Origin of the sequence: Spongiimicrobium salis, assembly GCF_043678055.1 — a bacterium.
GTDB classification, from domain to species: domain Bacteria; phylum Bacteroidota; class Bacteroidia; order Flavobacteriales; family Flavobacteriaceae; genus Spongiimicrobium; species Spongiimicrobium salis.
This window is the reverse complement of sequence record NZ_JBHEQA010000001.1, coordinates 934,786-955,599: the sequence shown is the minus strand read 5'-3', so window position 1 is coordinate 955,599 and position 20,814 is coordinate 934,786. Positions and strand designations below refer to the sequence as shown.

Genomic DNA, 20,814 nt, shown 5'->3' with positions numbered 1-20,814 from the left:
TAGTATTGTTTTTGGAATGATTTTCATCTTTGGTTGTGCTCCCAAGGAGGAATCCCATGATTCATCGGATGCCTTAGGGCGCATCATTGACGAATATCAAAATCACGAAGGCTATGATAAAGAAGAATATCCCTTAGGCCTTTTTACCAGGGAGTATTACAAATCAGAGGCGGCATTTGCAAAAGCCAAACTGGAAGAACTTGCAGAAATCAATAAAGCAAGTTTGGACGAAAACGATGGAATATCTTTAGACGTACTCCAATTTATTTTACAGGATAAAGTCAGCTTTTATGAGTTGGAGCGATTTTTAAACCCTATTTTATCCGATGCAGGTTTTCATAGTAATTTAACTTTTTTGGTACGGCCGTTAACCAACTATGACCAAGTAAAGGAATATCTGAACCAATTAAATGCAGTTCCCAAATTTGTAGATCAGCATTTTGTAATTCTGAGGGAGAGCTTGGAAAAAGGCGTGTCACAACCCAGAGTTATTTTTGAGGGCTATGCATCTACCTATGAAGATCATATTGTAGATCATTATGAAGATAGCTTTTACTATTCTCCTTTTAAGAGCTTGCCAGAAGGACTTACGCAACAACAAAAGGATTCTGTCTTGAGGGTTGCCAAAATGGCTGTTGAAAACCAGGTTACTCCTCAGTTTAAGCGGATAAAGGAGTTTTTTGAAACGGAATACCTTCCAAAAACAAGAACAAGCTTAGGGGCCTCTGACATGCCCAATGGGGCGGCATTCTATCAAGATCGTATTAATTTTTATACTACCAGTACCCAATATACGGCAGATGATATTCATGAAATTGGATTGAAGGAAGTAGCGCGGATCAAAGCCGAAATGGAAAAAATCATTGCAGATCTGAATTTTAAGGGGTCATTTGCCGATTTTTTACAATTCCTGCGTACGGATAAACAGTTTTACGCCTCAACGCCCAAAGAGTTGTTGATGATCGCTAGGGATATGGCCAAGAGAGCCGATGAACAATTGCCTCGGTTTTTTAAAACATTGCCCCGTAAGCCTTATGGTGTAGCCCCAGTTCCCGATGCCTTGGCACCTAAGTATACCGGGGGACGCTATATAGGGACCGCAAAAAATAGTACGGATCCCGGCTATTATTGGGTCAACACCTATGATTTGTCCAGTAGAACATTATATACCCTACCTTCATTAACGGTCCATGAGGCTGTACCCGGACATCATTTACAAGGAAGTCTCAATAATGAATTAGGGGATAGTATTCCAGATTTTAGAAAAAACCTGTATTTATCAGCCTATGGTGAAGGGTGGGGATTGTACACGGAGTTTTTAGCCGATGAAATGGGGATGTACACCACACCTTATGAGCATTTTGGGAAGTTTACCTATGAAATGTGGAGGGCTTGTCGTTTAGTGGTAGATACTGGGATCCATGCCAAGGGTTGGACGCGGGAACAAGTGGTAGATTTTATGGCCTCCAATACGGCCTTATCTATCCATGAAGTGAATACAGAGACCGATCGCTATATCTCATGGCCAGGTCAGGCATTGTCGTATAAAATTGGCGAGTTGAAGATTCGGGAACTAAGAAAGAAGGCAAAAAAAGAACTGCAGTCAAAATTTGATATTCGGGAATTTCATGAAGTCATTTTGGAATACGGTACGGTAACGCTTTCCATTCTGGAAGATAGAGTGAACACCTATATAGAGAAAAAGAAAAATGAGTAGGAAAACCTTTTTTTGTGTGGATGCCCATACTTGTGGGAATCCGGTAAGACTGGTTGCCGGGGGAGGCCCCAACCTTGAGGGCGCCAATATGAGCGAGAAACGCCAGCATTTCTTAAAAGAGTACGATTGGATTCGAAAGGGCCTGATGTTTGAACCTAGGGGGCACGATATGATGAGTGGCTCCATCTTGTTCCCGCCCCATGATCCAGAAAATGATTTTTCCATATTGTTCATTGAAACCTCCGGCTGCCTGCCTATGTGTGGTCATGGTACTATAGGGACGATTACGATAGCCATTGAAGAAGGCCTGATTACCCCCAAGATTCCAGGGAAAATTAGAATGGAAGCCCCTGCAGGATTGGTGCAAATAGAATACGGACAGACCGGGAAGAAAGTAGACTGGGTAAAACTGATCAATGTAAAAAGCTATTTGGCGGCAGAGGGATTGACAGTAGATTGTCCAGAATTGGGCCAAATTACATTTGACGTCGCCTATGGGGGAAATTATTATGCTATTGTTGATCCCCAACATAATTTTTCGGGGGTGCACAATTTCACAGCCAGCACTATCGTACAATATTCCCAGGTGGTACGAGATCGTATCAATGAAAAATATCCGCATATGTTTATTCATCCAGAAAACGAAACCATTCGGGATATTACACATATGTTATGGACAGGGAATCCTATCGATCCCACATCTTCGGGGCGGAATGCCGTTTTTTATGGCGATAAAGCCATTGATCGTTCCCCTTGTGGAACAGGGACCTCCGCACGAATAGCACAATTATATGCCAAAGGAAAGCTTAAGGAAAAAGAAGAATTTATTCATGAAAGCTTTATTGGAAGCAAATTTATGGGACGTATAGAAGAAGTCACCACACTAAATGGCAAGATGGCTGTAATACCCAGTATTCAAGGATGGGCCAAAATCTACGGCTATAACAACATCATTATTGATGATGAGGATGATCCTTATGCTCATGGGTTTCAGGTGATTTAAATCTTTGTATCCCAATGTTTCGAAAAAAGTGATGTCATGAAAAATTGCATAGTTATTGGGGGTGGAATTATAGGATTGTGCACAGCCTATTACCTGCAACAGGAAGGGCATAAGGTGACCGTTATTGATAAATCTGATATCACCAAAGGAGCTTCTTTTGTCAATGCCGGATATATTACCCCAAGTCATATAATTCCCTTATCTGCTCCGGGAATCATTTCAAAAGGAATACAATGGATGTTTGATGCTTCTAGCCCATTCTATGTAAAACCCCGCCTAAACCGGGATTTTTTGGAGTGGTCCTGGGCCTTCAAAAAATCGGCCACCGCTGCCAAGGTGAAGAAAGCCATTCCGGTAATAAAGGAAATCAATCTTTGGAGTAGGGAACTGTATCAAAATCTAAAAGCGTCCCAAGATTTTGATTTTCATTTTGAACATAAAGGCCTCTTCATGTATTATCAAACCGAAAAGGCGGGAGCAGAAGAATGGGAGGTAGGACAGCGTGCTATTTCTGAAGGACTTCAAGTAAGACAATTGTCCAAAGAGGAAGTAAAAGCTTTTGAGCCGCATATGGATTTAAACATTAAAGGAGCCATTTATTACGATTCTGATGCGCATATGACGCCCCATGAATTTATGGGCAACATGTGCCTATTCCTAAAAGCAAAAGGAGTTAAATTTTATACTAATGAAGAAGTAACAGACCTTGTCCTACAAAAATATAAGCTCAGGACGGTGGTTACCCCCCAACGACGATTGGATGCCGATGAAGTAATCTTTGCTGCGGGTTCGTGGACGGCTCGACTTGCCAAGAAGTTAGGGCTAAAAATCACTATGCAAGCAGGGAAAGGATATCGCATCAATGTAGAACGTCCCCTTGATATTAAGATGCCCGGTATCTTGATGGAAGCCAAGGTAGCTGTGACCCCTATGCAGGGGCTGACTCGTTTTGCAGGAACCATGGAGATAGGAGGTATCAACCATGATATTGCCATGAATAGGGTAAGGGCTATTGCCAAAGCCGCAGCCTCGTATTACGAAGGATTGAAAATAAATGAAGCAGAGATTGCCGGTGCCGATTGCGGATTGCGACCATGTTCCCCGGATGGACTTCCCTATATAGGACGGTCAACTACGTATGACAATGTGGTCATTGCTACAGGGCATGCTATGATGGGGTGGAGTTTGGGGCCTGCGACAGGGAAATTGGTTGCTGAAATTATTTCAGATAAAACAACCACAATCGATATAAGTCCTTTTCATCCAGAGCGAAGGTTTTAAAAGAAATGCTAGGAAAAAGAAACTACCCTTAGGAGGACGTATCAGCAATAATTTTCCACTTTCCTTTGATTTTTTTAAAGATAATCATAAAAATACCCTTGGCATCGCCCACCTTTCGAGTAAGGTAATATTCCCCCAGGACAAAATAGGCGCCCGCATTGATTTTGGAGATATCATTGATTTTAAAATTTAAAGTTCCCGTATGGTCTGGCGTGGGATATCTCCTTTTGTAGTTGGCCAAGGTCTTCTTCCATCCATAGGTTAATCCGCTACTCCCATAGAATTTTAAAGAATCAGATTTCCAATAGCCCTCCATAAAGCCCTCTATGTTATTGTTGGACCAAGCTTTTTCTTGTGTTTTTAAAATAGCGAGGATCTTGTCTTTGTCCCCCTGTTCGCCAACTTGTCCAAAACCTTGGGTCACTGTAAGGGTCAAAAATAGGAATACAAATGCTTTCATAGTGTTTGTTTAAAGTGAAAAACTAGAGTTAAATCAGCGGTTTTCCGAATATCAAATTCGATATGGGAATTGTTCAAATGAAATAGAAGATACCACTTAATTTTTTATGAAGGGAAAATCAGGGAAGCGCACTTGGTCTAGCGGGTCCTTATCGAAGTATAAACCCCGACTTCATAGGGTCGTTAGGGTCAATAACAAAGGTTTGCATTCCGGTGATGTAGGCCGACCCTTCTACTTGAGGAATTACAGCAGGGTAAGCGCCATATTTTTCTTCCCTTACCATAGATCCTGTAAAGACGGATCCCACAATGCTTTCAACAGTAAAAGTTTGTCCATAATCCAATTCTTTTCTGGCCCTGTGAAGGGCCACTCTCCCTGAAACCCCGGAACCTGTTGGGCTTCTATCTACTTCTCCTTCGGCAAAAACACAGACATTGGGACTATCTATATCCTTATTCTGAGCATTTCCAATAAAAATGGTGCCGTACAAAAAACTCAAATCTTCCTCATAGGGATGTAAAATGGGATCATCCGCTGCCATTACTGCCTGTTTAATGGCCATTCCTGCGCTGATCAGGGAACGGTAGGAAGCCTTGCTTAAATCAAAATCAAAATGATTTTTGGCCATATCGACATAGGCATAAAAAGCGCCTCCATAGGCCAAATCGTAAGTCACCTTGCCCAAACCTTTTACTTGAATAGTGTTATCCAGGGCCAGCACAAAACTCGGGACACCATAAAAACGCACTCCTATTACTTCCCCATTTTTTACTTGGGCAAAGGAAGTAATGCGACCACAAGGCGCATCAATTTTAATACAATTATCGCCTTCCTGCACATCGATCCAGTACATTTTTACCGCCAAGGTAGCTAGGGCAATAATGGCATGTCCGCACATGGTGGAGTACCCTTCATTATGTAAAAAGATCACCCCAAAATCTCCCTCTTCATCATTTGGGGGCAATAGAATACAGCCATACATATCGGCATGTCCACGTGACTCAAACATTAGTGCTGTTCGCAAATAATCAAAGTGGTCTTTACAATAGCGTCTGTATTCCAATACAGAGTTTCCCTTTAATTCAGGGAATCCATCTACAATGACACGAAGGGGTTCCCCTCCTGTATGCATGTCAATGGTTTTGAGCTGTATCCAATCGTTATTGGGTGTAAATATGGTATTGTTCCTAATATTCTGATATGTTTTCCCCATGACAATATTGGTTATAATAATAGGATGCCGCTACAAGATCTTCCAAGGCATAACCTACCGACTTAAAAACAGTGATTTCAGCCGTATTGGATCGGCCTTTTTTTTCAGCGGTGCACAATTCAAATAGATCGGCTTTGATATCTTCTTCTCGCAAGATGCCATTTTGTACAGGGATAACAATATCCCCACTTTCCTGCATACCTCCCTCATAGGTATCTACAAAAACTGAAGCTTTTTTTATGGTCTCATCATCGGCTTCCCTCATCTCTTTTTTATAGGCGCCTACAAGATCAATATGTTGTCCGGCCTTAAGATACTTCCCTAAAATTAAAGGTGTTTTAGACAAGGTAGCCGAGGAAACAATGTCCACTTCGTTAATTTTATCTGCTATGGTCCTTATGGGGATGCACTCAAAGCTTTCATTTTTCAATTGATTGCTTAAGGCTATGGCTTTTTCATGATTTCTTCCCCATAAATATACTTGTTTAATGGGGCGAACAGAAGCATGTGCCTTGATTAAATTGATGGAAAGGGCTCCTGTCCCGATCATCAAAAGGGAGGACGCTTCTTTTTTGGAAAGAAAGTAGGATGCTAAAGCAGAAGTGGCAGCCGTACGTTTGGCCGTCAAACTTTTAGCATCCAATACTGCCTTTATGGTGCCTTTGAGGGCATCGAAATAAATGTAAGTACCCTGAATGGAAGGAAGATTAAATTGACCGTTTTCTGGATTTACCGTTACAATTTTTACTCCGGAAACCTTGCCGGGAATCCAAGCAGGCATCACTAGTAACGTAGAATCAGCGTTTACCTCAGGATTGGGAAAGTCATGATGATGTCGCATGGGAACAAGAAGCTCTTTAGAAGAAAAACCAGATCGTAAAGCCTGTATCAGAACCTCAAAATCGGTATGCTCTTCTATAAAATCAGCTCCTATTTGCACCATATCATCCATGAACTAAATGTAGCTAAATCTTTAATTGTAATCCTATATTGGCTCAATTTTAAATAAAATGCGCATATTCTTGGATAATATCGTATCAATGGAAATTGCCAATACGTATCCCATTTTCCTTAAAAGCAGATTTGATGTACGAGCCAATATTTGCCGTGGCCCAAGGGCAATTTTACCGATACAAATCGCAAAGTCCAAATCGCATTATTTTTAATAAATCGCAAAAAAAGCAAAGAATTTTACGTCTTTCTTCGATTGCATTAAAAATAGTTATCATAAGTATTTATTTTTGCTTGAATTTTGAATATTTAATAAAAGATAGTTTTTATACCTTTCCGCAAATTGTGGTAACGCGAAAAAAAGAACAAATGGATAATTATAAAGTAACGGTAGGCGATCAAGTCATGGATTATAATTCTGAAGATGTTGCCGCCCTAAATAGTATTCCCAAAAAAAATCAAACTTTTCATGTATTGCGGGAACATGAATCCTATGAAGTTGAAGTAATCGCTACAGACTATTTGAACAAAAAATTTACGATTGCCGTTAATGGAAATTCGTATGAGGTTGGTCTGGAAGATGCCTATGATCAGATGGTACAGCAAATGGGCTTATTGGCAAATACCGCACAAAAAATTAATGAGATCCATGCCCCTATGCCGGGCCTTATCATTGAAATTATTGCCCAAGAGGGACAAGAAATCAAGGAAGGAGATCAACTTTTTATTCTGTCCGCTATGAAAATGGAGAATATCATTTTGGCGCCAGGAGACGGTACGGTCAAAGAAATCAGAGTAAGTACCAATGATGCCGTAGAGAAAGGGCAATTGATCATTGAAATGGAATAATAGCAGCTTTAAAAATTTAAGATGAAAAAAATACTTGTAGCCAATCGTGGAGAAATCGCATTGCGTATCATGAGAACGGCAAAAAAGATGGGAATACGAACTGTGGCGGTATATTCTGATGTAGACCGAAATGCACCTCATGTTACTTTTGCAGATGAAGCTGTAGGCATAGGAAATGCACCTTCGGCAGAATCCTATTTGGTCATGGACAAAATTATCAAGGCAGCCAAAGAAACAGGCGCAGAAGGCATTCATCCAGGGTATGGTTTTTTGAGTGAGAATGCGGTCTTTGCCCAAAAAGTGACGGATAGTGGTATTGTATTTATTGGGCCAAAGCCACATGCCATTGAGGTGATGGGCAATAAATTGGCCGCCAAGGAAGCGGTAAAAGATTATGATATTCCTATGGTGCCAGGCATAGAAGAAGCGATTACCGATGTAGCCCTCGCAAAAAAAATTGCACAGGAAATCGGCTTCCCTATTTTAATCAAAGCCTCAGCAGGCGGGGGCGGAAAAGGAATGCGTGTGGTAAATAGCCTGGAAGAATTACCGGAACAAATGGATCGGGCCATCAGTGAGGCTACGGCAGCTTTTGGTGATGGGGCAGTATTTATCGAGAAATACGTGGCTTCTCCAAGGCATATAGAAATTCAAGTGCTGGCCGATACCCACGGCAATGTAGTTCACCTCTTTGAACGGGAGTGCAGTGTGCAGAGAAGGCATCAAAAAGTGGTAGAGGAAGCACCTTCGGTGGTATTGACTCCCGAGATTCGCGATGCAATGGGAGAAGCGGCTAAAAAAGTGGCCATAGCCTGTGATTATGTAGGTGCAGGTACGGTAGAGTTCTTATTGGATGCAGATAAGAATTTTTATTTTCTGGAAATGAATACACGTTTACAGGTAGAACATCCAGTTACGGAATTAATTACAGGGATGGACCTGGTGGAACAACAGATTAAAGTAGCCCGGGGAGAACTATTGGCCTTTAAGCAAGAAGATTTGTCCATTACCGGTCATGCTTTGGAAATACGGGTATATGCCGAAGATCCCTTGGACAACTTTTTGCCGAGTATTGGAACCTTGGAAACCTATAAAAGACCTGAAGGGGAAGGCATTCGTTTGGATGATGGTTTTGAAGAAGGAATGGAGATTCCTATTTACTATGACCCTATGTTGGCCAAACTGATTACCTATGGTAAAGATAGAAACGAAGCCATACAACGAATGGAAGCGGCTATTGCCGCCTATCAGATTGAAGGTGTTGCTACAACCCTGCCTTTTGGAAAATTTGTATGTGAGCACGAAGCCTTCCGATCTGGAAACTTTGACACCCATTTCGTGAAGAATTATTATACAGCAGATCATTTAAATGCCACCTATGCCAAAGAAAAAGAAATCGCAGGATTAATTGGATTACAACTGTATTTAGAGAATAAAGAGCAATTGAAAAGCCCCGAAATGGCCAACTCCAATTGGAAAAAGAACAGATTGTAACACGGGAAAAAGAAATAGAGATGAAGGATACTAAGAAAATATTGGAAGATAAATTGGCCGAAGCTAGATTGGGCGGAGGGCAAGCGAGAATTGATAAGCAACACGAGAAAGGGAAATTGACAGCGCGAGAGCGGATTCACTTTTTATTGGATGAAGGCTCTTTTGAGGAAATGGGGGCTTTGGTGACCCATAGGACTACCGATTTTGGGATGCAAGATCAACTCTTCTATGGCGATGGCGTGGTTACAGGTTACGGTACCATCGCAGGAAGGAAAGTCTGTGTGTTTGCACAGGATTTTACCGTTTTTGGGGGTGCTCTATCGGAAACCCATGCCGAGAAAATCTGTAAGATTATGGATATGGCCCTTAAAATAGGAGTTCCTGTTATTGGATTGAACGATAGTGGTGGTGCAAGAATACAGGAAGGGGTACGTTCCCTAGGAGGTTATGCCGATATTTTTCATAGAAACGTAATGTCCTCAGGGGTTATTCCACAGATTTCCGCTATTATGGGTCCATGTGCTGGTGGAGCGGTATATTCTCCTGCCATGACTGATTTTACCTTGATGGTGGAGCAGACCAGTTATATGTTCGTTACCGGGCCCAGCGTAGTCAAAACCGTAACTAATGAAGAAGTAACTTCAGAAGAATTGGGAGGAGCGCGAACGCATGCCACCAAATCTGGAGTAACGCATTTAACCTCTGCCAATGAGATACAGTGTATTGCTCAAATCAAGCAATTGTTGAGTTATATGCCTCAAAATTGTGAGGATAGTCCTGCGCGACTTCCATACGATTTACAGGAGGAAACCCGTGAGGAATTGGAAACTATTGTTCCGGAGAATGCCAATCAACCCTATGATATGCGCAAAGTGATACAGGGGATTATAGACGAAAACTCTTTCTTTGAGATTCATAAGGACTATGCAGAGAATATTGTAGTTGGTTTTGCACGCTTGGGTGGACAAAGCATTGGTATTGTGGCAAATCAGCCGATGAGCCTTGCTGGGGTATTGGACGTGGAAAGTTCTAGGAAAGCAGCTCGATTTACCCGTTTTTGTGATTGCTTCAATATTCCCCTATTGGTTTTGGTAGATGTTCCCGGTTTCTTGCCCGGCACAGATCAGGAATGGAATGGAATCATTACCAATGGAGCTAAATTGTTGTACGCTTTGAGTGAGGCTTCTGTTCCAAAAGTGACGGTAATTACACGGAAAGCTTATGGAGGAGCCTATGATGTAATGAATTCCAAACACATTGGGGCCGACTTCAATTATGCGTGGCCTGGAGCGGAAATTGCGGTAATGGGAGCCAAAGGGGCCAGTGAAATTATTTTCCGGAAAGAGATCAAAGCAGCGGAAGACCCGGAAGCTAAACTACAAGAAAAAGAAGCGGAATATGCCGATACTTTTGCGAATCCATACAGCGCCGCGAAAAGAGGATTTATCGATGAGGTAATTCACCCCAAGAATACGCGAAGAAAGTTGATCAAAGCTTTCGCTGTTTTGGAAGATAAAGTGGTAAATATCCCCAAGAAAAAACACGGAAATATTCCTTTGTAAGAATTTAGGAATTGGAAATTAGGTATAAGGTTTGTGCTGTGAAGTTGAAAGGACGTATGAACGATACCTGTCCCTTCGAGCGTACCTGCCTGTCGGTAGATTGGGTCGAGAAGGTTTTACATGATACGGTTTGAATAGGTCTCGACTACGCTCGACCTGACAGAAAGAATGGAGCATAAGGATAATATTGAGAAGTTGCTTCTCGATACATTTTTCTCCATGATATTCCGAAGAAACCCTCGAAGTGACATTCGGGATTAAATGGGAGTTATTGTCCCCTTGAGGAGATTTTAGGGGTGTTTTTTCGGGGAGTTGAAAAGACGTATGAACGATACCTGTCCCTTCGAGCGCACCTGCCTGTCGGTAGATTGGGTCGAGAAGGTTTTACATGATACGGTTTGAATAGGTCTCGACTGCGCTCGACCTGACAGAAAGAATGGAGCAGAAGGATAATATTGAGAAGTTGCTTCTCGATACATTTTTCTCCATGATATTCCGAAGAAACCCTCGAAGTGACATTCGGGATTAAATGGGAGTTATTGTCCCCTTGAGGAGATTTTAGGGGTGTTTTTTCGGGGAGTTGAAAAGACGTATGAACGATACCTGTCCCTTCGAGCGCACCTGCCTGTCGGTAGATTGGGTCGAGAAGGTTTTACATGATACGGTTTGAATAGGTCTCGACTGCGCTCGACCTGACAGAAAGAATGGAGCAGAAGGACTTGCGCTAGAACTTGCAGACTCCACGCTTTTTCTTACCTTGGGGATGATATGAAAAACAATCATCGTAGAAAATTTATACGATCATTGACCAGTGGTATAGCTGGCTCAATGATCATGCCCACTTTCGCCGCAGCAACAACAGATGCACCGATCATTTCCGCTATTGAAGGAGATATTCCTTTGGATGCAGAAGAAGCCTATTGGGAAGCTATTGCCCAACAATTTGTCTTTGCCCCTAAACTGCGTTATTTTAATAATGCTTCCTTGGGGGGATCCCCCATTCCTGTACAGCAGGCCTCAGAACAATTTCGAGCTACCTTAGATGGCTTTCCTTCCAAATATATGTGGGGCGGATGGGCAGACGACAAAGAGGAAGTGCGCGAAAAGTTGGCTCGGATATTCACGGTATCCGCCGAAGAAATTGCTTTGGTACACAATACCACGGAAGGGATGAACCTCATTGCCCGAAGTTTTGATCTGAAAGCTGGGGATGAGGTTATCTTGGCCGATCACGAACATGCCAGTGGAACTATCCCTTGGGAATACTGGCAGGAAACCAAAGGCGTTAAATTGATACGCCCTACTTTGCCGATCCTCCCGGAAAGCGTGGAAGAAGTGGTGGAGGTGTATAAAAAAGCCATTACTCCAAGAACAAAAGTAATTTCCATGTGCCATATCGTCAATACCAATGGGATGATTTTGCCGGTGAAGGAAGTTTCTGAAATTGCCCATGAAAAAGGTATTTTGGTCGCTGTGGATGGCGCACAATCTGCAGGAATGTTTACGATCGACTTGCATGATCTAGGTTGCGATTTTTATGTGGCCAGTTCCCATAAATGGTTGTTCTCTCCAAAAGGCTTAGGCGTGTTTTATGCCAAAAAAGAACAGCAACATCACCTGAAACCTTTAATGGTGGCCAGAGGGTATAAAGACAGCAGCATACGAAGGTTGGAGAATTACAATACCCGAAATTTATCCGAAGTCCTGGGATTGGGAGCAGCAGCTGATTTTCACAATCAGATCGGGAAAAATAGAATACACGAGCGCTCTTATGCCCTAAAAAAATACTTCCGTTCCAAAATCGATGCAAACCCAAAACTTCAACTCAAAACCCCCGCCCTGGATGCTTTGTCCGCAGCCATTCAAGTGGTGGAAGTCAAAGGAAAAGAGGTCAGTATCATCAAAAAACAATTGGGAGACACCTATGGCATTGATTGCCGCCCGATGAACGTTTTTGGCTTAAATGCATTGCGCTTTTCCCTCGCTGTATATATTACAAAAAAGGATATTGATTATCTGGTCCGTGCCTTGGAAGAATTGGCTTAGGATTTGGAAAGCCAAAACTGATCCTTCAAAGGAATCTGTTTCTGTTTTCCCAAGCTTAAAGGATGGAAACCTGTCTTTGCAAAAAGGTACCATACTGTTGAAGAAATGGCAGGAGTACTATCTGCATGTGCCCACAACTTGCTCGTTCCATAGGAAGAACCTAAATTGGAAGCATAAGGAATTCCGGCAATAGAAGCAGCCGCATTTTGCATGATGGCCTTATCCAAATTCTGAAGAATAAGGGCACTTTTTGCATGAAAACCTGCACTTTGAAAGGCTAAGGCCATTTGGGCAGTACCTTCGAACCAAATTACATCTTTATCTTCATCAAAACCATACCCAGTAAGCGGTTCACCAGTCATAGTACTAGCTTGCGTATTAAGGTAACGATCGGCATCCTTCAAGGCCTGCTTTGGAAAATTTTCAAAAATACCATATCCTAAGGAATGTAGATCCATAGCGTAATAATAGGCTTTGTTCGTGGGCCAGGAGACTAAGAGGTGATCCTTGGTGTTCCAGCGATTTTGCTGTAAATACGAAAGAATATTCCTGTGAAAATCGTCATAACCGGGCACGGCATTGAAGGCTGTAATGATGCCTTCGGTCACCTTATGAATTGGGGCTCCATTCGCTTGTTGTCCGCCCCATAACCCGCCATCGGTATCTTGTAAAGAACGGATCCACTGTTCTAAGTGCGTGGAAAGTCCATGATATTTAGTGTTGTTTGTAGCCTTATGATAGTGGTTCAATGCAATGAGCAGCCAAGCGTTGTCTCCCATCCATCTTCGACTCGCATTCTTTCCATTTCGATCACGAAACTGAAAGAATCCACCCTTTCCCTTTAATAATTCACTATGAATTCTGGCTTCAAAAAAATCAAATATTTTCTCGGCACGACTGAACTCTCCTTCTTCAATAAATAATAAGGCTGTTAGGGCATTATCATATAAGGACACGAAATTTCCGTTCTCCGTACTTTCCAATAAGCCATTGGGCAATTGACTATTTTTTAGCCATTGGTATGAACCGCTATACGTGAGTTCTGACTTTTTGGGAATACCTTCCTTTTCCGAAACCATGGAAAAAGAGGATAATAAGAATGCTGTGGCTAGCGTAAAAAGAAATTTGTTGTTCATGTGCGTTCAGTTGTTCAACGGAGACAAAATTAAAGGGAAGCATTGGAGGAATGTCGATTTTAAGATAAGTGACACCAATTGTCGATAAAAACGATAGGATGGAACGGCTCATCCGTTTTATATTCAGTTTATCGCAAGTCGCTTATTTTATGAAAATTACCCTAAACGATTTTTTTCATCCTTTCCTCGGATTAGGCAATCTTATCCGTACAGGATCTTCTAAATTGATGCTAATTTTGATACTTTAGCAAAAACTAAGGAGAAGATAAAGACTTTGGAGAAAAAGCAGGCGTATAGCGAACAGCATAAGCTATTGGTAGCAACCGATTGTATTGTGTTTGGATTTGATGAGGGGATTTTAAAGTTATTGGTGTTCAAGAGGCGAATTGATCCTTTTGCGGGAGAATGGTCTTTGATCGGCAGCTTTGTCAATGAAAATGAAAGTGTCACGGATGCCGCTAAAAGAGTACTTTATGATTTCACGGGATTGCAAAATATTTTCTTAAAAGAATTAAAGGTATATAGCGATGTGCATCGCGATGCGGGAGCCCGTTGTATTTCCATTGCGCAATATGCTTTGATACGGATCGATGAATACGATAAGGGACAAGTAGAAAAGCATGGTGCCAAATGGTATGCGTTTGATTCTCTTCCCACTTTGGTCCTAGATCATGGGAAAATGATAGAAGATGCGCTAAGTGCCCTCCGTGAAAAGGTAAGACATCAACCTATTGGATTTGAGTTATTGCCCCAAAAATTTACCATCCCTCAACTTCAAAGTGTATATGAGGCCATATACGGACGTGCGTTGGACGATCGTAATTTTCGTAAAAAAGTCCTGTCCTTTGGCTTATTGATCAAGCTGGAAGAGAAAGATAAGACCACTTCAAAAAAAGGGGCCTTTCTATATCGGTTTGATCATGAAAAATATAAAAAACTACAAGAATCAGGTTTCGATTTTGTCCTTTAAGCGGATATCCCTTACATAATTGCGAATAATTAAAAAGCTTTCCTATCTTTGCAGCGTTGTGTTGTGTTTCAATAGCAATATTGGAACAAGGTTATAGTTGTCGGAGCTTTTTAAAGTAACGATGCTACACCAATGAAAGGCTTTCCTTCTGATCATGATCAGAAATCGGGAGGCTTTTTTGTTTTTGGAAAAATTAAGGGGATACGCGCGTTTGTTCATGTAGCACCTTATGAATCAATGCTGCTGCTAATTTTGCGGTCTGATGATCGCGATCATAGATGGGATTGTATTCGGCGATATCCAAACTAATGAGTTTCTGGGAATCCATAATCCACTTTAAAACTTCCAGGACGGTGGTTGGAGAAAAACCCATGGGAGAAGCGGCACTAGATCCCGGTGCGTAGGCCGATGAAAATCCATCCAGATCAACAGTGACATAAAGATGGTCTACCTGCTGCATAAAGAAAGAAAGTTTTTCTTGAAGGTGTTCAAAATGACGTGGTGTAAAATCTTCATTTAAAATATAGTGGACGCCCAGTTGTCTAGCAGTTAAGAATAAATCAGCATCATTGGCATCTTCCCGAATGCCTAGGCAACAATACTGAAAGGGGAGTCCCTGTTGTTTGCAATCTTCTGAAATTTGATAAAAAGGAGTGCCGGAATTGCAGGAGTCCAACAAAGGACGCAAATCAAAATGTGCATCAAAATTAATGATGCCAAGGCGTTTTGGTTGTATTCCTTTTTGAAGGTGTTTTTGTATTCCACAATAGTGCCCGTAGGCCATATCATGTCCTCCACCCAAGAGGATGGGGAAAGTTCCTTGTTGGAGTAAAAAACTCACTTTTTCGGCCAATAGTTGCTGAGCCTGTTCCAAATCTTGGGCCATGCAATGTACATTGCCCGCATCAAATACCCTTATGGCAAGGGGAAGATGGTTGGGGAGTTTTCCCAGTTGCTTTCGGATTTCATCAGGCCCTTGAGTAGCCCCTGTTCGGCCTAAATTCCGTCGTACGCCCTCGTCACAGGCATATCCCAAGATGCCAAAACTTCTTTCAAATGACGTAGACTCCAAGGAAGTGCTTAAATCAACACCCTGTATTTTTTCATGAAGGTATAGTTCGCGCCCTGAACTTCGACCTGTCCAAAGGGTTGTGTCAGGAGCTTGATAAGGATGCAGGGATTTTTCCAAAATACAGGATTTTAAATGAATAAGGAATCTAAAACAGTATCATCCACCAAATGTGGCAAGGTTACCGATAACTCGGGTGTACGTTCCATTTCTCGTTTGATGGCGAATAAAGCTTCGTCGTTTCTGGCCCAACTTCTTCGGGAAATCCCGTTGTTTACGTCATAAAAAAGCATATTCTTCAATCGTTTATAGGCTTCTTCGGATCCATCGAGTACCATACCAAAGCCGCCATTAACGACTTCGCCCCATCCTACGCCACCACCGTTATGTATGGAGACCCAGGTAGCCCCCCTAAAACTGTCCCCAATAACATTGTGGATGGCCATGTCTGCGGTAAACTTACTTCCATCATAAATATTACTGGTTTCCCGGTAGGGAGAATCGGTTCCGCTAACGTCATGATGATCCCGGCCCAGCACCACGGGGGCCGAGATTTCCCTTGATGCCACGGCGGAGTTAAATGCAGCGGCTATTTTAGCACGTCCCTCAGCATCGGCATATAATATTCGTGCTTGGGAACCTACCACTAGTTTGTTGTGTTCGGCTTGTCGTATCCATTGAATGTTATCTTGCATCTGTTGTTGGATTTCTTCCGGAGCTTCCTGTTTTATATGCTCCATGACCTGTAATGCAATCTGATCTGTTTTTCGGAGATCTTCAGGGTTTCCGGAAGTACAAACCCAACGGAACGGACCAAAACCATAATCAAAACACATGGGCCCCAAAATATCCTGAACATAGGATGGATACTTAAAACGAATACCGTCCGAAGCCATAATGGCCGCATCGGCGCGGGAAGCTTCCAATAGAAAAGCATTGCCATAATCGAAAAAATAAGTACCTTTTTTCGTATGTCTATTAATGGCCGCGACCTGCCTCCTCAGTGAGGCTTGCACATGTTGTTTAAAGCTTGTGGGGTCTGTCACCATCATGGTATTGGCCGCCTCAAAGGAAAGCCCAATAGGGTAATAGCCACCGGACCAAGGATTGTGCAGGGAAGTTTGATCCGATCCCAGATGAATAAAAAGCCCCTCTTTATAGAATTCTTCCCATACTTCTACCACATTGCCGATATAGGCGAGAGAGATGACTTCTTTGGTTTCTACTGCTTTTTTGGTACGTTCTAGGAGGGTTTCCATGTCCTCAATGAGCTCGTCCACCCACCCTTGTTGGTATCTTTTTAGAGCCGCTTGGGGATTTACTTCAGCACAGATACTGATACAACCCACAATATTTCCTGCCTTGGGCTGGGCGCCGCTCATCCCGCCCAAACCAGCCGTAAGGAAAATTTTCCCGCGGGGATCTTCATCTTTTTTAAGGACCTTTCTAAAAGCGTTCATAACGGTAATGGCAGTGCCATGAACAATGCCTTGTGGTCCAATGTACATATAGGAGCCAGCCGTCATTTGTCCATATTGCGTAACGCCCAAAGCATTGTATTTTTCCCAATCATCGGGTTGGGAATAATTGGGGATCATCATACCATTGGTAACCACGACCCGGGGGGCTTCCTTGGAAGATGGAAATAAACCCATGGGATGCCCGGAATACACATGTAGGGTCTGCTCCTCGGTCATTTTGGCCAAGTATTGCATGGTAATTAGGTATTGTGCCCAATTCTGAAATACTGCGCCATTACCGCCATAGGTAATTAGTTCTTCGGGATGTTGTGCTACCTTGGGGTCTAGATTATTCTGGATCATGAGCATAATACAGGCGGCTTGCCTGGAATGGGCCGGATAAGCTTTTAACGGGCGTGCATACATATCATAGGTAGGCTTAAACCGATACATATATATTCTGCCATAGTCTTGCAATTCCTGGGCAAACTCTGGGGCCAATACCGGATGCCATTCTTCTGGAAAATAACGCAAAGCATTGCGGATGGCCAGTTTTTTTTCGTCCCTGCTAAGAATGTCTTTTCTTTTGGGAGCATGATTGCCGTTTGGGGAATAAGTTTTCTTTGGAGGTAATTTTTTTGGAATACCCTCCAATATCAGAGACTTAAAATCTTTAGGGATTGAATTTTCCATGCGAATTATTTTGCGATGCTGTGTGCTAGTATTCCTTTTTTCCATACCATAGTGGGTTGCAATTCCCCTTGTTGATAAGTGATTTCTTGATAATTTGAAGCAGGGAAGGCGATGAAGTCGGCAATATTTCCCGTTTTTAAGCTGCCGCGGTCATGTAGTTTTAAAGCCAATGCGGCCCTGGTGGTAATTCCAGCAAGGACTTCCGCATTCGTCAATTTTTCAAAAGTTCCCAAAATGGATGCTTGTGATAATAAATTTCCCATGGGGGCAGAACCGGGGTTCCAGTCGCTGGCAATCGCCAAGCAAGCTCCTGCATCCAATAATTTTCGTGCGGGGGTAAAATTACAGCCCAGACCTAGGGAAGCCCCTGGCAAGGCCATGGCAACTACATTGCTTTTAGCAAGAAGTTCTATTTCCTTACCCGTACTCGCTTCCAAATGATCGGCACTTACCGCATTAAATTGTACGGCAAGCTCACTTCCACCCGTGGAAAATTGATCGGCATGTACCGTAAGGTCAAAGCCCATGGCCACCGCTTTTTCAAAATACGACTGAATGGTTTGAGGCGAAAAGGCACTGGTTTCGATAAAAGCATCGATTCGATTACTCAACTTTTCTTTCTTTAAAAGTGGAAAAAGAGTGGTAGCAATTTCCAACAAATAATCCTCTTCCGTACCCTGATAATCTTTGGGTAACATATGGGCAGCAAGACAGGTGGGAATTAAGTCCGTTGGCAAGAGGGCATTTGCATTTTTTATCGCCTTCAGGAGTTTTAGTTCTTCGGCTACGGATAAACCATAACCGCTTTTGACTTCAATGGTCGTGATGCCATTTTTGAGATGGCGCATTGCTCTATCTGCAATAGCACTTTCCAAGGCCGTCTGATCCGCATTTCGAGTCTGGGTTACGGTATCCCAAATACCTCCACCACTTTGGGCGATTTCCAGATAGGTTTTTCCGGCATTTCTAAGGGCATAATCCTTTGCTCGGGATCCGGCAAAGCAAATATGGGTATGGGCATCGATCAGTCCGGGTAGACCTACAAAATCTTCATCCAATACTATTTTTGTGGCATTGAGCGCCTTGGCCTGATGTACAATATTGGTATACTTCCCAATAGCCACAATGAACCCGTCATGTACAATGATACCTCCGTTTTCAATAAGCTCCAAATCGGTATCCTGTAGGGCACCTTTGGCAGGGAGCCCGGTCATGGGCAGTAATTGCTTAAATGGACCTACAAGTTGATAGTTGTTCATGGCATCAATAGGTTTCAAATAGGTTGGTATATGGGGTGTTGAGGCTTCGTTGAGTGCTCTCCATCATCGTATCGATCACTTTTATGATTGTTTTGGCCTGTATCATTTGTATTCCTTTTTCAATATCATGGGCAAATACCCGATCACAATCCGCAAAAGCCACTTCCTTTCGAATTTCTTGATGTATGGCATTGAGAAAAACTCCAGATTTAAGAGGTTTTCTAAACTCGAATGCTTGTGTTGCGGTAAGCAGTTCTATGGCCAAGATTTTTTCCACATTAGTAATGACCTGTAATGCCTTTCTTCCACCAATGGACCCCATGCTTACATGATCTTCCTGCCCCAATGAAGTAGGAATGCTATCGGCGCTGGAAGGAAAACACAAACCTTTGTTCTCGCTAGCAAGGGCAGCAGTAGTATACTGTAAGATCATATAACCCGAATTGATTCCAGTGGCTTCCATTAATAATTTGGGAATGCCAGGGCTATTTCCCTCCAGGGCCAAGTATATCCTTCGGTCCGAAATATTACCGATTTCCGAAGCGGCAAGACAGGCATAATCCAATGCCATGGCCAAAGGTTGCCCATGAAAGTTTCCACCACTTATCGTAAATGTTTCGTCAATAACAATAGGATTGTCCGTAACGGCATTCAATTCTACTTCCAACAATTCTTTTAGGTGTAACCAGGCATTTCTTGAAGCTCCGTGTACTTGGGGAATACAACGCAAAGAATAAGGGTCCTGCACCCGATTACACTTACTATGGTCCTCCATAATTTCAGAGCCGTCCAAAAGCGCCTTGATTCTTGTGGCTACATGAATATTCCCTTTAAAAGGCCTTAAGGCGTGCAACTCGGTATAAAAAGGCTTCACGGAACCTTGTAAGCCCTCGATCATCATTGCGCCGATAATATCTGCTTGGGACAGACAATTGTGGAGTTTTTCCACAACTTTTACGGCGTGTGCTGCAATGAACTGTGTTCCGTTGATCAAGGCCAAGCCTTCCTTTGGCCCTAGATCAATAGGCTTTAATCCGGTCTTTTCAAAGAGTGTTGAACTTTCCATTTCGTTTCCCTTATACCGCACTTTACCCAAACCTATTAAAGGAAGAAAAAGATGGGATAAAGGGGCCAGGTCTCCCGATGCCCCCACAGAACCTTGAGAGGGAACCAAGGGAATGGCATCATGTTGTATATGCCAGATGATCCTATCCAATGTGGCTTCCGAAATTCCAGAATATCCTTTAGCGAGGGAATGTACTTTTAAAATGAGCATTAATTTGGCAATCTCTTCTGTAATGGACTCCCCAACACCCACACTGTGACTTTTTAGAATATTACACTGTAATATTTTGGTTTCTTCTTTGGATATTTTTGTAGTGCACAAAGGACCGAAACCCGTATTGATTCCATAAACGGCTTCGCCTTTTTCAACGATAGCAGCCACGGTTTGGGCACTTTTACGAACCCTTTTACGTGTATCGGGAGATAATACGCCTTTTGTTTTGCCTCCTGCCATGGAAAGGGCCAGACCAGCGGTCAAAAAACCTTCCCCATATAAAAACTGTTTTTGTTGTAATGGCATAGCTCCTACATTTATATTATCAAAGATATTTGCTATTTTTGATAATTACCAATACCATTTTTGTGT

At 42.5% G+C, this 20,814-nt stretch carries 16 protein-coding genes; 8 read left to right on the top strand and 8 right to left on the bottom strand.

Annotation, left to right across the window (positions count from 1 at the left end):
• Positions 1-16 precede the first annotated feature (16 nt).
• From ACEXOE_RS04335 to ACEXOE_RS04325, 3 genes are read left to right on the top strand one after another with little or no spacing between them, the layout of a single operon-like run.
• A complete protein-coding gene (locus ACEXOE_RS04335) occupies positions 17-1,717 on the top strand; it encodes a DUF885 domain-containing protein (RefSeq protein WP_394748492.1) in 1,701 nt (566 codons plus the stop codon).
• Positions 1,710-2,720 carry a 4-hydroxyproline epimerase gene (locus tag ACEXOE_RS04330; RefSeq protein ID WP_394747501.1) on the top strand — a complete coding sequence of 337 codons (1,011 nt, stop codon included), beginning with the start codon at positions 1,710-1,712 and terminating at the stop codon, positions 2,718-2,720. Before ACEXOE_RS04335 ends, ACEXOE_RS04330 begins: the two co-directional genes overlap by 8 nt.
• Before the next feature lie 36 nt (positions 2,721-2,756).
• Positions 2,757-4,001 carry an NAD(P)/FAD-dependent oxidoreductase gene (locus ACEXOE_RS04325; RefSeq protein WP_394747500.1) on the top strand — a complete coding sequence of 415 codons (1,245 nt, stop codon included), beginning with the start codon at positions 2,757-2,759 and terminating at the stop codon, positions 3,999-4,001.
• A gap of 28 nt (positions 4,002-4,029) precedes the next feature.
• On the opposite strand, the gene ACEXOE_RS04320 is transcribed toward ACEXOE_RS04325, so the two are convergent.
• The 3 genes from ACEXOE_RS04320 to ACEXOE_RS04310 all read right to left on the bottom strand — a co-directional run bounded on the left by ACEXOE_RS04320 (position 4,030) and on the right by ACEXOE_RS04310 (position 6,626).
• Complete coding sequence (locus ACEXOE_RS04320) at positions 4,030-4,461, bottom strand: DUF4440 domain-containing protein (RefSeq protein ID WP_394747499.1); 432 nt, start codon at positions 4,459-4,461, stop codon at positions 4,030-4,032.
• A 148-nt stretch (positions 4,462-4,609) separates the two neighbouring features.
• Positions 4,610-5,674, bottom strand: a complete 1,065-nt coding sequence (locus tag ACEXOE_RS04315) for a proline racemase family protein (protein ID WP_394747498.1) — start codon at positions 5,672-5,674, stop codon at positions 4,610-4,612.
• The gene (locus ACEXOE_RS04310) at positions 5,649-6,626 is read right to left on the bottom strand and encodes an ornithine cyclodeaminase family protein (protein WP_394747497.1); all 978 of its coding nucleotides are present in this window, start codon (positions 6,624-6,626) and stop codon (positions 5,649-5,651) included. The genes ACEXOE_RS04315 and ACEXOE_RS04310 overlap by 26 nt, the downstream gene beginning before the upstream one ends.
• Positions 6,627-6,994: 368 nt before the next feature.
• Here ACEXOE_RS04310 and ACEXOE_RS04305 point away from each other — a divergent pair, with 368 nt between their 5' ends.
• The 4 genes from ACEXOE_RS04305 to ACEXOE_RS04290 all read left to right on the top strand — a co-directional run bounded on the left by ACEXOE_RS04305 (position 6,995) and on the right by ACEXOE_RS04290 (position 12,576).
• Positions 6,995-7,474 carry a biotin/lipoyl-containing protein gene (locus tag ACEXOE_RS04305; protein WP_394747496.1) on the top strand — a complete coding sequence of 160 codons (480 nt, stop codon included), beginning with the start codon at positions 6,995-6,997 and terminating at the stop codon, positions 7,472-7,474.
• A gap of 21 nt (positions 7,475-7,495) precedes the next feature.
• Positions 7,496-8,968: an acetyl-CoA carboxylase biotin carboxylase subunit gene (gene accC / locus ACEXOE_RS04300; protein ID WP_394747495.1), complete on the top strand. Its 1,473-nt coding sequence runs from the start codon at positions 7,496-7,498 to the stop codon at positions 8,966-8,968.
• Positions 8,969-8,988: 20 nt separating this feature from the next.
• Positions 8,989-10,530, top strand: coding sequence for an acyl-CoA carboxylase subunit beta (locus tag ACEXOE_RS04295; RefSeq protein WP_394747494.1), 1,542 nt, complete (start codon positions 8,989-8,991; stop codon positions 10,528-10,530).
• A 768-nt stretch (positions 10,531-11,298) separates the two neighbouring features.
• A complete protein-coding gene (locus ACEXOE_RS04290) occupies positions 11,299-12,576 on the top strand; it encodes an aminotransferase class V-fold PLP-dependent enzyme (protein WP_394747493.1) in 1,278 nt (425 codons plus the stop codon).
• Here ACEXOE_RS04290 and ACEXOE_RS04285 read toward each other — a convergent pair.
• Positions 12,573-13,712 carry a hypothetical protein gene (locus ACEXOE_RS04285; RefSeq protein ID WP_394747492.1) on the bottom strand — a complete coding sequence of 380 codons (1,140 nt, stop codon included), beginning with the start codon at positions 13,710-13,712 and terminating at the stop codon, positions 12,573-12,575. The two genes, ACEXOE_RS04290 and ACEXOE_RS04285, sit on opposite strands and share 4 nt — an antisense overlap.
• Before the next feature lie 274 nt (positions 13,713-13,986).
• Here ACEXOE_RS04285 and ACEXOE_RS04280 point away from each other — a divergent pair, with 274 nt between their 5' ends.
• Entirely contained in the window at positions 13,987-14,682 is a 696-nt protein-coding gene (locus ACEXOE_RS04280; RefSeq protein WP_394747491.1) for an NUDIX hydrolase, read from the top strand.
• Positions 14,683-14,875: 193 nt separating this feature from the next.
• Here ACEXOE_RS04280 and hutG read toward each other — a convergent pair whose 3' ends face one another.
• From hutG to hutH, 4 genes are read right to left on the bottom strand one after another with little or no spacing between them, the layout of a single operon-like run.
• Positions 14,876-15,871, bottom strand: a complete 996-nt coding sequence (gene hutG / locus ACEXOE_RS04275) for a formimidoylglutamase (protein WP_394747490.1) — start codon at positions 15,869-15,871, stop codon at positions 14,876-14,878.
• Positions 15,872-15,882: 11 nt separating this feature from the next.
• The gene (locus ACEXOE_RS04270) at positions 15,883-17,904 is read right to left on the bottom strand and encodes a urocanate hydratase (RefSeq protein WP_394747489.1); all 2,022 of its coding nucleotides are present in this window, start codon (positions 17,902-17,904) and stop codon (positions 15,883-15,885) included.
• Between the two features lie 5 nt (positions 17,905-17,909).
• Positions 17,910-19,163 (bottom strand): imidazolonepropionase, encoded by a 1,254-nt coding sequence (gene hutI / locus ACEXOE_RS04265; RefSeq protein WP_394748491.1) that lies wholly within the window; start codon positions 19,161-19,163, stop codon positions 17,910-17,912.
• A 4-nt stretch (positions 19,164-19,167) separates the two neighbouring features.
• Positions 19,168-20,748: a histidine ammonia-lyase gene (gene hutH / locus ACEXOE_RS04260; protein WP_394747488.1), complete on the bottom strand. Its 1,581-nt coding sequence runs from the start codon at positions 20,746-20,748 to the stop codon at positions 19,168-19,170.
• Positions 20,749-20,814 lie beyond the last annotated feature (66 nt).

Excerpts from the sequence above, each read along its gene's own strand:
- ACEXOE_RS04285 (WP_394747492.1), bottom strand. The coding sequence starts at position 13,712 with ATGAACAACAAATTTCTTTTTACGCTAGCCACAGCATTCTTATTATCC.
- ACEXOE_RS04310 (WP_394747497.1), bottom strand. The coding sequence starts at position 6,626 with ATGGATGATATGGTGCAAATAGGAGCTGATTTTATAGAAGAGCATACC.
- ACEXOE_RS04295 (WP_394747494.1), top strand. The coding sequence starts at position 8,989 with ATGAAGGATACTAAGAAAATATTGGAAGATAAATTGGCCGAAGCTAGA.
- ACEXOE_RS04335 (WP_394748492.1), top strand. The coding sequence starts at position 17 with ATGATTTTCATCTTTGGTTGTGCTCCCAAGGAGGAATCCCATGATTCA.
- ACEXOE_RS04305 (WP_394747496.1), top strand. The coding sequence starts at position 6,995 with ATGGATAATTATAAAGTAACGGTAGGCGATCAAGTCATGGATTATAAT.
- hutI (WP_394748491.1), bottom strand. The coding sequence starts at position 19,163 with ATGAACAACTATCAACTTGTAGGTCCATTTAAGCAATTACTGCCCATG.
- ACEXOE_RS04315 (WP_394747498.1), bottom strand. The coding sequence starts at position 5,674 with ATGGGGAAAACATATCAGAATATTAGGAACAATACCATATTTACACCC.
- ACEXOE_RS04320 (WP_394747499.1), bottom strand. The coding sequence starts at position 4,461 with ATGAAAGCATTTGTATTCCTATTTTTGACCCTTACAGTGACCCAAGGT.
- ACEXOE_RS04270 (WP_394747489.1), bottom strand. The coding sequence starts at position 17,904 with ATGGAAAATTCAATCCCTAAAGATTTTAAGTCTCTGATATTGGAGGGT.
- ACEXOE_RS04330 (WP_394747501.1), top strand. The coding sequence starts at position 1,710 with ATGAGTAGGAAAACCTTTTTTTGTGTGGATGCCCATACTTGTGGGAAT.
- ACEXOE_RS04325 (WP_394747500.1), top strand. The coding sequence starts at position 2,757 with ATGAAAAATTGCATAGTTATTGGGGGTGGAATTATAGGATTGTGCACA.
- accC (WP_394747495.1), top strand. The coding sequence starts at position 7,496 with ATGAAAAAAATACTTGTAGCCAATCGTGGAGAAATCGCATTGCGTATC.
- hutH (WP_394747488.1), bottom strand. The coding sequence starts at position 20,748 with ATGCCATTACAACAAAAACAGTTTTTATATGGGGAAGGTTTTTTGACC.
- ACEXOE_RS04290 (WP_394747493.1), top strand. The coding sequence starts at position 11,299 with ATGAAAAACAATCATCGTAGAAAATTTATACGATCATTGACCAGTGGT.